Source organism: Pseudonocardia oceanicola (assembly GCF_047200735.1).
Lineage (GTDB): Bacteria > Actinomycetota > Actinomycetes > Mycobacteriales > Pseudonocardiaceae > Pseudonocardia.
Window position 1 is genome coordinate 1 of the sequence record NZ_JBJZON010000082.1, and the last position, 818, is coordinate 818.

Annotated in this window: 1 protein-coding gene; it reads right to left on the minus strand. The window is 71.0% G+C overall.

Translation table 11 applies throughout. From position 1 onward, the window contains the following. Positions 1-35: 35 nt before the first annotated feature. Positions 36-818: IS1634 family transposase (locus ACL02T_RS34900; RefSeq protein ID WP_412835093.1), on the minus strand; the 783-nt coding region annotated here is incomplete at its 5' end.

Sequence of the window (818 nt, forward strand, 5' to 3'; positions counted from 1 at the left end):
CCCGAGTTTGATCAAACGCCCTTGGTGCGTGACGGTCAGCCGCGCAGCGCCGTGACGAGCGGCTCGAGGTCGGCCGGGACCTGCGGCGGGAAGGTGTGCTCGGTGCCGTTGACGGCGATGGTGGCCGAGCGCAGCGGCCGCAGGGCGCGGACGAGGCGGCGGATGGACAGCCCGGTGCGGGTCTGGGCGGTGCGGGCGACGGCGAGGGCTGCGAACACGATGGTCAGGTGGGCCTCGATGCTGTCGCGGGTGCGGTGGAACATGGGCCTCGCGGCGAGGTCGGTCTTGCTCATCCGGAACGACGCCTCGACCTGCCAGAGGTCGTGGTAGGCGCCGATGACCTGCGCGGCGTCCATGACGTGGGCGGGCAGGTTGGTGACGTAGCCCTTCAGTCCGGCCAGCCGTCGCGCTCGGGCCAGCGCTTTCTCGTCGAGGACCTGCCCGTCACCGGCGTTGCGGACGAACCGCGGGGTGCGGGCGGTCTTGTCGCCGTTGACGACCTCACGGGCGCGGGTCTCCTGGGCGTTGAGGGTGCGGTTGTCCCGGGCGAACCGCTTGGCCGAGTAGGACCAGACCGCCCGCCACGAACCCGGATGAGCTCGCGGGTCCCAGACCGGCTCGGCGCGCAGCGCGGTGTCGTTGGCGAGGTTCGCGCCGCGTTTGGGGGTGAGGGTGTCGACGTGCTGGCCGTCGTCGAAGGCGTCGCCGTGCCAGTGGAAATGCGACTCCAGGTCGATCGGCGCCTTCGACTGCCGCGACCCGACGATGAACTTGAACCCCGCCTCGTCCAGGGTGGTCAGGTTCGAGGCCGACAGCAT